This window comes from Herbiconiux sp. (assembly GCF_023264895.1).
GTDB lineage: Bacteria > Actinomycetota > Actinomycetes > Actinomycetales > Microbacteriaceae > Herbiconiux.
Window position 1 is genome coordinate 1 of record NZ_JAHFUY010000125.1, and the last position, 9815, is coordinate 9815.

At 73.2% G+C, this 9815-nt stretch carries 11 protein-coding genes; 10 read left to right on the forward strand and 1 reads right to left on the reverse strand.

Annotation, left to right across the window (positions count from 1 at the left end):
* Positions 1 to 654 (reverse strand): NYN domain-containing protein (locus Q0D57_RS18000; protein WP_291046660.1); only part of this gene is annotated, 654 nt, incomplete at its 3' end.
* 270 nt (positions 655 to 924) lie between these two features.
* On the opposite strand from Q0D57_RS18000, the gene Q0D57_RS18005 reads away from it, so the two are divergent.
* The 10 genes from Q0D57_RS18005 to Q0D57_RS18050 all read left to right on the forward strand — a co-directional run bounded on the left by Q0D57_RS18005 (position 925) and on the right by Q0D57_RS18050 (position 9637).
* Complete coding sequence (locus tag Q0D57_RS18005; RefSeq protein ID WP_291046662.1) at positions 925 to 1146, forward strand: toxin HicA; 222 nt, start codon at positions 925 to 927, stop codon at positions 1144 to 1146.
* Positions 1143 to 1469 carry a toxin-antitoxin system HicB family antitoxin gene (locus tag Q0D57_RS18010; RefSeq protein ID WP_291046664.1) on the forward strand — a complete coding sequence of 109 codons (327 nt, stop codon included), beginning with the start codon at positions 1143 to 1145 and terminating at the stop codon, positions 1467 to 1469. Before Q0D57_RS18005 ends, Q0D57_RS18010 begins: the two co-directional genes overlap by 4 nt.
* Positions 1470 to 1603: 134 nt before the next feature.
* Positions 1604 to 2095: a nuclear transport factor 2 family protein gene (locus tag Q0D57_RS18015; protein WP_291046665.1), complete on the forward strand. Its 492-nt coding sequence runs from the start codon at positions 1604 to 1606 to the stop codon at positions 2093 to 2095.
* 2 nt (positions 2096 to 2097) lie between these two features.
* Positions 2098 to 3711: an FAD-binding oxidoreductase gene (locus tag Q0D57_RS18020; RefSeq protein ID WP_291046666.1), complete on the forward strand. Its 1614-nt coding sequence runs from the start codon at positions 2098 to 2100 to the stop codon at positions 3709 to 3711.
* A complete protein-coding gene (locus Q0D57_RS18025; RefSeq protein WP_291046668.1) occupies positions 3708 to 5030 on the forward strand; it encodes a zinc-binding dehydrogenase in 1323 nt (440 codons plus the stop codon). The genes Q0D57_RS18020 and Q0D57_RS18025 overlap by 4 nt, the downstream gene beginning before the upstream one ends.
* Complete coding sequence (locus Q0D57_RS18030; RefSeq protein WP_291046671.1) at positions 5027 to 6337, forward strand: acyl-CoA dehydrogenase family protein; 1311 nt, start codon at positions 5027 to 5029, stop codon at positions 6335 to 6337. The genes Q0D57_RS18025 and Q0D57_RS18030 overlap by 4 nt, the downstream gene beginning before the upstream one ends.
* Positions 6334 to 6951 (forward strand): nuclear transport factor 2 family protein, encoded by a 618-nt coding sequence (locus Q0D57_RS18035; RefSeq protein ID WP_291046674.1) that lies wholly within the window; start codon positions 6334 to 6336, stop codon positions 6949 to 6951. Before Q0D57_RS18030 ends, Q0D57_RS18035 begins: the two co-directional genes overlap by 4 nt.
* On the forward strand, positions 6948 to 7850 hold the full coding sequence (locus tag Q0D57_RS18040) for an SDR family NAD(P)-dependent oxidoreductase (RefSeq protein ID WP_291046677.1): 903 nt from the start codon (positions 6948 to 6950) through the stop codon (positions 7848 to 7850). The genes Q0D57_RS18035 and Q0D57_RS18040 overlap by 4 nt, the downstream gene beginning before the upstream one ends.
* Complete coding sequence (locus tag Q0D57_RS18045) at positions 7847 to 8299, forward strand: DUF1801 domain-containing protein (RefSeq protein WP_291046680.1); 453 nt, start codon at positions 7847 to 7849, stop codon at positions 8297 to 8299. Before Q0D57_RS18040 ends, Q0D57_RS18045 begins: the two co-directional genes overlap by 4 nt.
* Before the next feature lie 144 nt (positions 8300 to 8443).
* Positions 8444 to 9637: an FAD-dependent oxidoreductase gene (locus Q0D57_RS18050; RefSeq protein WP_291046683.1), complete on the forward strand. Its 1194-nt coding sequence runs from the start codon at positions 8444 to 8446 to the stop codon at positions 9635 to 9637.
* The last annotated feature ends 178 nt before the right edge of the window (positions 9638 to 9815 follow it).

The following is a 9815-nucleotide window of genomic DNA, read 5'->3' on the forward strand; positions in this document are numbered from 1 at the left end:
GGAGCCGCCCCCGGAGCCGCCGCCGGTGCCGGCCTCCGCTGACGTCGAGCGCGAGGCCGGCGCCGAGGCGGTGACCTTCTCGATGCCCGGCAGGGAGTCGTAGTCCTCGAACTCGTCGCACGCGGCGGCGAGGGACGTGCTCGTGGAGCCGGCCACGCCGATGCCCACCACGAACCGGCCGAGGCGCTTCGACTTCTGCGCGAGCGCGATGTAGTCGGAGTCGCCCGCGACGATGATGACGTGGGTGAGGTCGGGAAGGCGGAAGAGATCCTCCACCACGTCGACCGCGAGGCGGATGTCGGCGCCGTTCTTGGTGCCGCGGGTGGTGGTGGTGAAGAGCTGGGTGAGGTCGACGGCGCGCGACATGAGCTGGCGCTGGTAGGCGGCGTTCACGGGCACCGACCAGTCGGCGTAGGCGCGGTTGACCACGAGGGTGCCGAACGAGGCGGCGAAGTCGATGATGGCGTTGAAGTCGACCGTGGCCGCCGCGAGCCGTGCGGCGACCTCGGGGTCGGCATCCTGACTCTTCTTGTCGAAGTCGCGGATGCCGTCGCGCTGGAAGGCGTTGCGGCCGTGCAGCTGCTGGTAGCGCGAGATGACGATGTTGTCGAAGTCGATGTACAGGCCGACTCGGGCGTCGTTGGGTTCGGTCATGGTGCTCCTCCTCGGCGACCGGCGGGCTGTCGCGATCGGATGCCCCCCAGTCTGGCACGACCCGCTGGGAGGCCGGGGTAGACCGGCGCCGGTCAGACCAGCTCGACCTCGTCCCCTGCTGCACACCCACCCCTACGGCGACCGTTCTCCAAAATCCGAACGCGGTACCTCAATTCATGAGAATGTTTCGCTCATGCCCATAATGCTGCCACCTCTGATGTCGATAGTGATATCATTCTCACGAACCGGATCGAACGGACGATCAGCCAGATGCGCCAAGACAGGACGTCTGTCTCGTTCGCCGATCTGGCCAAGGTCTGCGTGCACTATTTCGGTGAGCCGCGCCAGCGCGGTACATCGCACATGGTCTTTCGCATGCCCTGGCCGGGTGATCCGCGGGTGAACATCCAGAATGTGCGCGGCATGGCGAAGCCCTACCAGGTGAAGCAGGTGTTGGCGGCGATCGACCGATGGGAAGGTGAGAACGGATGAGCGCAGCAGAGCACTACAGCTACCGCGTGCGGTGGTCGGCCGAAGACGATGCGTACGTCGGCACCGTGGCCGAGATGCCGTCGCTGTCGTGGGTGGCGGATGAGCGGAACGGCGCGTTCGACGGCGTGCAGCGGTTGACGGCCGACGTCGTCGCCGAGATGGAGGCGAGCGGCGAGACGCCGCCGGCCGCCCTCGCCGACCGCAGCTTCTCGGGGCGGTTCGTGGTGCGCATCCCCGCGGAGGTGCATCGGAGGCTCGCGATCGAGGCCGCCGAGCAGAACGTCTCGCTCAACCGCCTGGTCTCGGCGCGCCTCGCCGGATGACGGGCGGTTCCGCGGGGAAACGCGGATGCTTCCCCGGGAAACCGCGTTTGACGACGGCAGGTTCCCCTCTTTAGCGTGATCGAGGGCGTCCGGCACGAGCGGGCGCCCTCGTCATCAGGCAAAGGAGCACGACGATGAGCGCACGAAGCGGCGTCCCCGGCATCGAGGACCGGATGGCCATCGACGACCTGTACAGCGAGTACCTCTGGGCGCTCGACACCCACGACATCGACCGCTACGTGGACGCGTTCTGGCCGGACGCCCGGTTCGTGGAGACGCAGCTCGACGGGACGGTCGAGACGTGGACGGGGGCACCGAGCATCCGTGCGTTCTCGGAGAGCCACTTCGGCGGCTACCGCGGGCACCAGCACCGGGAGTCGAACCGGCTCTACACCGCCGGCGAGGACGGCCGCAGCTGGGAGGTGCGCTCCTACTGGTTCACGAGCCACCGCGAGGCCGGATCGGGCGAGGTCTCGTTCAGCTCGACCGGTCACTCGCGCGACGTCGTGGAGTGCCGCGACGGGCAGTGGCGGTTCGCGCAGCGCTGGGTGGAGCGGTGGCCGGGCGACGTCGCGCATCCGCTCGCCGAGGCGCAGGCGGGCGCGACCGCCGGCGCAGGGGCTTAGAGGTGGCAGTCGACACCGCACCCGCGAGCACTCTGGCAGCCGACGGCACCGCACCCGCCGGCACCGTCGATACGGTGGCGCCCGACGGGGCCCCCGCCGCCCTGCTGCTCGAGCGCGCCGCAGGCCTGCTCGGCAGCGCGAACGTCTCGCACGCCGACGACGTCGACGACTACCTCGACGCCTACGCCCTCGGCGACAACCGGGCGTTCCTCCCCGCCGGTGCCGTGCGCCCGGGCGAGGTCGCCGAGGTGCAGGCCGTCGTGCGGCTCGCCAACGAGCTCCGGGTGCCGCTCTGGCCGATCGGCCGCGGCAAGAACCTCGGCTACGGCGGCCCCGCCCCGAGGCAGTCCGGCAGCGTCGTGATCGACCTCTCGCGCCTGAACCGCGTGCTCGAGGTCGACGACGAGACCGCCTACGCCCTCGTGGAGCCCGGCGTGAGCTTCTTCGACCTGCACGAGGCCCTGCTCGAGCGCGGCTCCCGGCTCTGGGCCTCGGTGCCCGACCTCGGCTGGGGGAGCGTGGTGGGCAACGCGCTCGAGCGCGGCTACGGCTACACCGCCCACGGCGACCACCAGCAGTTCATCTGCGGCATGGAGGTGGTGCTGCCGACCGGCGAGCTCATCCGCACCGGCATGGGCGCGCTGCCGGGCTCCGAGGCGTGGCCGCTCTACCGCGGCGGCTTCGGGCCGGGCTTCGAGGGGCTCTTCCTGCAGTCGAACCTCGGCATTGTGGTGAAGATGGGGGTGTGGCTCATGCCGCGACCCGAGCGCTTCGCCGCCTGCCGGCTCATGATCGACGACGAGGATGCGCTGCCCCAGCTCGTCGACGCCATCCGCGAGCTCAAGCTCGACAAGACGATCGACGGGGTCGTCAACGCCGCCAACGCCGTGGGGGTGGCCGCGGGCCTCTCGCCGCGCGAGCGCTGGTACGACGGCGACGGGGTGGTGCCGGATGACGTCGTGCAGGTGCTCGCCGACGACCTCGGCCTCGGCCGCTGGAACATCAAGTGCGCCCTCTACGGCTCGGATGCGCTGCTCGACCTCAAGGAGGAGCGGCTGCGGCGCGCGATCGAGGCGCTGCCGGGCGGCCGCGTGGTCGTGAACCGCTACGACGGCGACGCGACGGCCGCCGAGGTCGCCCCCGGCGACCACTTCGCCGCCGGCATCCCCGGCATGCTGCTCGCGGGCGGCGTGCGCTGGCGGGCGAACGGCCCCACGGGGGCGCACATCGGCCTGTGCCCGGTGTCGCCGCTCACCGGGAAGCACGTGGCCGCGGCCTCCCGCATCATGCGTACGCACATCGAGGCGGCGGGCTTCGACTACATCGGCGGCTGGCTCGCCACCGAGCGGCACGCGGTGAACGTGCTGATGATCTTCTTCGACGCCGCCGACCCGGTGGAGTCCGAGAAGGTGCGCACGGCCTTCGCGGAGCTCGTGCCGCTGCTCGCGGCCGCGGGCTACGGGGAGTACCGGGCGCACCTCGAGTTCATGGACGCCGTGGCCGACCAGTTCAGCTGGAACGACCACGCCCTCCGCGAGTTCACCCGCACGCTCAAGGCCGCCGTCGATCCGCACGGCATCCTGGCGCCCGGCAAGCAGGGGATCTGGCCGCGGTGACGTCGACGCGCGCTCTCGTGGCCCGGGGCGACGGATCCGCTCCGCGGCTGATCGAGGTCGAGCTCGATCCGGTGGGGCCGGGGGAGGTGCTCGTGGAGCTGCACGCCTCGGCGGTGTGCCGCACGGAGCTGCTGACGGTGGATCCGCCGGCCGCGGATGTGGGTGCGAGCGCGGGTGCGAACGTGGGTGCGGATGCGGGTGCGAGCGCGCCTGCGAACGCCGGTGCGGAGGAGACGGACGGCGCCGCCGGCGGCTGGGACGCGGCGGCGGGCGGCGCATCCGGGGGCAGGCTCACCGTGCTCGGGCACGCCGCCACCGGTGAGGTCGTCGAGGTCGGCGAGGGAGTCGGCCGGCTGCGACCCGGTGACCGCGTGGTGGTGGTCGGCACGCACCAGTGCGGCGAGTGCTTCTACTGCCGGAACGGCGCCCCCGGCGCCTGCGAGAAGATCTTCGAGCACATGGAGCGCCGCGTGGGCGAGACCGCCGACGGCGAGATCGTATGGGGCGACGGAGGAATCGGCAGCCACGCCGAGCGCCTCGTCTACCCGCAGTCGAACCTCGTGCGGGTCGAGGGCGCGGTGCCGCCCGAGCAGCTCGCCCTGCTCGGCTGCGGCGTGACCTCGGGCCTCGGCAGCGTGCTCGAGGTCGCCGGGGTGCGGCCGGGGCAGTCGGTGGCGGTCTCCGGATGCGGCCACCTCGGCCTGTGGATGGTGCAGGCCGCCCGGCTCGCGGGGGCCACGACCGTGATCGCGATCGATCCGGAGCCGTGGCGGCGCGAGCGCGCCCTCGAGCTCGGCGCCACCCACGCGCTCGACGGCACCGGCGACGTGCCCGCCGCCGTGCGCGCCCTCACGGAGGGCCGCGGTGCCGACGTGGGACTCGAGGCCGCCGGCACGACCCTCGCCATGCGGCAGTCGTTCGAGGCCACCCGCTACGGCGGCGTCGTGGTGCCGACGGGCCTCGAGAGCCTCGCCGCCGAGGTGACGCTGAGCAACCTGCAGTACGCGCTCTCGTCGCGCACGATCGTCGGTTCGCAGTGCGGCGGGGGAGATGTGCGCCGGATCGTGCCCGAGTACGAGCAGCTTCTCGCCCGCGGGGTGCTCCGGCCCGACGCGATCATCACGGCGCGCTACCCGCTCGACGCGGCCGCCGACGCCTACCCGGCGCTGGCCGATCCGCAGCAGCTCACCGGCGTCATCCTGATGCCGCGCGCCCCATCCGCCGCGGCCCCGGCGACCCCGGCCGCCGCGACGACCCCGACCGCCGCGACCACCCCGACCCCCACTTCCACGACAGCAGCACCCGAGGAGACACCATGAGCACCAGCAGCACCGGACCGGCGACCTCGTTCGACCGCGACGCCACCGAGCACGAGGTGGTCGAGTGGGCGCGCTCGCTGAAGGAGCTCATCCGCTCGGGGCAGGACGAGGCGGAGGAGCGCGGCCACTACTCCACCGAGGTGCACGAGCGCATGCAGGAGCTCGGCCTCAACCACCTCCTCACCCCGCGCCGCTTCGGCGGGCTCGAGGTGTCGCTGAAGACCTGGCTGCGGGTCGTGATCGAGATCTCGGCCGCCGATCCCGGATCGGGCTGGTGCTACTGCCTCGGCCACTCGCACAACATCCAGGCGGCGGCGCTCTGGCCCGAGTCGGTGCAGCGGGAGGCGTTCGCGGCGCCCGAGGGCTACTTCCGCTCGTCGCACAGCCTCTCGCCCGCGGGCACGGCGAGGAAGGTCGAGGGCGGCTACGAGCTCACCGGGGTCTCTCGCTACCAGTCGGGCTCGCCGTTCTCGACCCACGCGATCGTGTTCGTCACGGTCGAGGGCGAGACGGATGCCGAGGGCCGCCCACGCACAGCCCAGGTGCTGCTGCCGCGCTCGGCCTACACCCCGCTCGACGACTGGGGCCAGGGGCGGGTGCTCGGCATGCGCGCGAGCGGCTCCAACTCGGTCGCGTTCGAGCGGGCCCTCGTGCCGGCCGAGCACCTCGTGCCGGCCACCTGGGCGGGTGAGATCGACCCGGCCGAGACGGGGGCCGCCCTGCACGGCAACCCGATGTACGTGGGCAGCGTGCAGGCGTTCCTCGGCGCCGAGCTCGCCGCGGTCACCGTCGGGGCCGCACGGGCGGCGCTCGACGAGTGGGAGGAGCTCTCGCGCGTGCGGAAGGCCCCGCTGCCTCCCTTCGCGCTCCGCGACCACGACCCCGCGAGCCAGCGCCTCTTCGGGGAGGCGTCGATCAAGGCCGACGCGGCCGAGGCGATCCTGATGCAGGTGGCCGACACGATCGCGGAGTGGTCGGAGGCGTTCGTGCTCCGCGGCGCCCCGCTCACCCGGGGCATGGACACACGGCTGAACGGGCTCACGCTCGAGGCGGGGCGGCTCGCGGCCGAGGCCGTCGACCTGCTGTTCCAGTCGGCGGGGAGCTCCGAGGCTCGGCCGGGGCGGCGGATGGAGCGGTACGCCCGCGACATCATGATGTACCGCACGCACGCGGCGGCGCAGTACGGCGTGTGGATGCAGGGCATCGGGGCCACGATCCTCGGCGTGCAGCGCTCGGCGTTCGACATGCCGGATGCGGTGCCGGCCTCGGCTGGGGTGCCCGCCGACGCCGCAGGCACGCGGGCGTGAGCCCGGAACCGGCTGCCCGCGTGAGTGGGGGCGCGGGGTCCGGTGCCGTCTCCGGATCGGCGAGAGCCGTGCCCGGCGCCGAGGAGAGGGCCGCCATCGCCGACCTGCTCCACGCGGGCCTCTGGGCGCTCGACTCGGGAGACCTCGAGCTCTACCTCGCGACCTTCTGGCCCGAGGCCGACTTGAGCGAGGTGGGGCCGGACGGGGTGCGGCGGTCGTGGTCGGGGCTCGCGGAGATCCGCGCGATGTCGGAGCCTCGGTTCGACGGGCCGAGCCGCACCCAGCATCGACTGTCGAACCACCTCTACACCGCACGTGCGCAGGCCGGCATCCCGGATGCGCGGGGCTGGACGGTGTGGTCGTACTGGCTCACGTCGGCGCGCGATCCGGGGACCGGGGAGGTGGAGCTGCGGATGAGCGGGCACCTCCGCGACGAGGTCGAGGAGCGCGCCGGCGAATGGCGGCTGATCGGGCGGCACCTGGACGGGTGGCCTGACGACCTCGCGCATCCGCTCGCCGCCCCGGCCGCAGCCGCGGACGTCGACGTGAACGTGAGCGTGGACGCGGGCGTGGCCGGGAACGTGGCCACCGCCCTGGACGGATCGACGTCATGAGGGGGTTCGAGGGCGAGGTGGCGGTCGTCACGGGCGGCGGGTCGGGCATCGGCCGCGCCATCGCGGCGGAGCTCGTGCGGGCGGGGGCGCGGGTGGCGGTGGCCGACATCGACGCCGGGGCGGCGGAGCGCGCGGGGCGGGAGCTCGGGGCCGAGGCCTTCCAGGTCGACGTGAGCTCGGCCGCGAGCGTGCAGGCGCTCGCCGCAGGCGTGGCGGATCGGCTCGGCCCCGCCGCCGTGCTCGTGAACAACGCCGGGGTCGCCTCCGCGGCGCCGCTCGAGCGCATGACCGATGCCGACTGGGACTGGATTCTCGGCGTCAACCTCTACGGGACCATCCACGGCGTCGCCGCCTTCCTGCCGCAGCTGCGGCAGACACGCGGGCGCATCCTGAACACCGGGTCGATGGCGGGCCTGTCGCCGGATGCCGGGATGGGCGGTTACGGCACCACCAAGTTCGCGGTGACCGCCTACACCGAGGTGCTCGCCGAGGAGCTCGCGGCCGACGGGATCGCGGTGACGCTCCTCGCGCCGGGCCCCGTGCGCACCGCGCTCGGCTCGAGCTCGCGCAACCGGGGTGGGGGCGCGGATCGCGGGCTGGTCGACGTCGACCTCGCGGCGGGCGACGGCGCCGGACTCCGCTGGATCACGGCCGAGGAGGTGGCGGCGGTGGCTCTCGACGCGCTTCGCGACGGCCGCCGCTACGCCATCACCCACCCCGACTGGGCCCCCGTCGTGCACGCCCGCCACCGCGCCATCGAGGCCGCCTTCGCGGACGCCCTGGCACACGAGCAGGGATCGAGAAGCACCGAGCAGGAATCGAGAAGCACCGAGCAGGGGCCGGACGCTAGCGTGGGATCCGACGCAGACACCGACACCGACCAGGGGACCACGCGATGAGTGCACAGACGAAGGCCGACGACGGATTCTCCGCCGAGGAGCGTGCCGCGATCAAGGAACGCGCCGCCGAGCTCAAGGCCCAGGGCCGGAGCGGCAAGGCGGCGGAGAAGGCCGCCGCGGAGGCGGAGACGATGTTCCAGAAGATCGCGGGCATGCCCGAGCCCGACCGCGGCATGGCCGAGCGGCTGCACGAGATCGTCACCGAGGTCGCGCCCGACCTCGCCCCGAAGCTCTTCTACGGCCAGCCGGCCTGGACCCGCGGTGGCAAGCCCGTGGTGTTCTTCCGCAGCGGCCAGCAGGACAAGGAGCGCTACTCCACCCTCGGCTTCAGCTCGCAGGCGGCCCTCGACGACGAGAGCGGGCTCTGGCCCACCGCCTACGCCCTCACCCGCATCGACGACGCGTCGGCCGCCACGATCGCCGAGCTCGTGAAGCACGCCGCCGGCTGACCCACGCACGCTGCGGGCGGAGTCACGCACGCCGCGCAGCGCATCTGGGCCGTCGGCGCGACCCGGCGCTTCACACTCGTTCACACGGTGTAACAGTGTGTCGGCCGAGGCGGCCGCGGAGGGCGTCGTCCCTACTGTCGGAGCATGGTCCTCTCCGTCGACACCGTGATCGTGGGCGGCGGCGCTCTCGGCTCCGCGGCCGCCTGGCAGCTCGCCCGGCGCGGCGCCGACGTGCTCGTGCTCGAGCAGAGCCCGGCCACCGGGCCCGAGCCCGCCGCGTCCTTCTCCGCGCACCCCTTCCTCGTCGCCTCCACCGACTCGGTGCGGCTCGCGATGCTCCGCGAGGCGGTGCCGGAGTGGGCCGAGCTCGAGGCGTCGAGCGAGCATCCGCTCGTGTCGCGCACCGGAGCGGTGCTGCACGGCGCCGTGCCGGATCTCGACGACCTCACCGAGCTCGTGCAGCGCTTCGGCTTCGAGGCCGAGGCGCTGCCGGCCGCCGAGGCCGAGCGCCGCTGGCCGGGCCTGGTGTTCGAGGAGAGGGTGCTCTCGACCCCCGGTGCCGGAGCAGTCGACCCCCTCGCCGCCGTCGCCGCGCTCCGCCGTGCGGCGGCCGTCGAGGGCGCCGAGTTCCGCCACGGCCATCGCGTCACCCGCGTGCGCGTGCTCGGCGACGACGAGGTCCGCCTCGAGGTGCAACCTGTCGACGACGCCGGCGAGCCGGTAGGCGACGGGGAGGCCGTCGTGGCGCGGCAGGCCGTCTTCGCCGTGGGGGTCTGGACCAGCAAGCTGCTCGGTCGTGTGATCGCTCTGCCGCACACGATCGTGGGCCGCAGCCAGCCCACCCGCTACAGCCGGCTGCATCCGCTCGCCGCGCCCTGGCCCGTGCTGAGCCATCGGCCGGAGCCGGGCTCCCGCCGCCACCGGTCGTGGCCGGGGGCGGTCGACGCGGTGCCCGACCCCTCGGGGGTCGTGCTGCGCTGGCGCGATGTGGGCAAGGTGGTCGACCCGGATGCCGGTCCGGCCCGCCCGGATCCGCGCCAGCGCACGGCCCTCCAGCGCTACGTCCGGGAGTGGCTGCCGGGAGCGGATCCGGAGGGTGGGGTGGAGACCTGGTCGGTCTTCGCGCGCACGGCCGACACCCAGTTCGTGATCGACCGGATCGGGCCGGTCGTGGTGGGGGCCGGGCTGCCCGAGCGCGGTTTCGCGTTCGTGCCGGCCGTCGGCCGCATCCTCGCCGACCTCGCCGAGGGCTCGGGCGGCACCGGCCCCGGGGGCCCGCGGAGCGCTGCGGGACCGGCCCGGTTCTCCCTGCTGCCGAGCCGACGCGAACGCTCCTGAGGCGTCGCCCGGCCCCTTCACGCTCCCCACCTCGCTGAGTCGCGCCCAATCGTCCTCAAATCGCGCAAATCAGCATTCTTGAGGACCTTTCTGCGCGACTCACGAGGCTGAAGCGGTGGACCGCGGCATCAGGCGGAGGTAGGTGACCGAGGCCGCCGTGCCGCCGACCGCCAGCGCG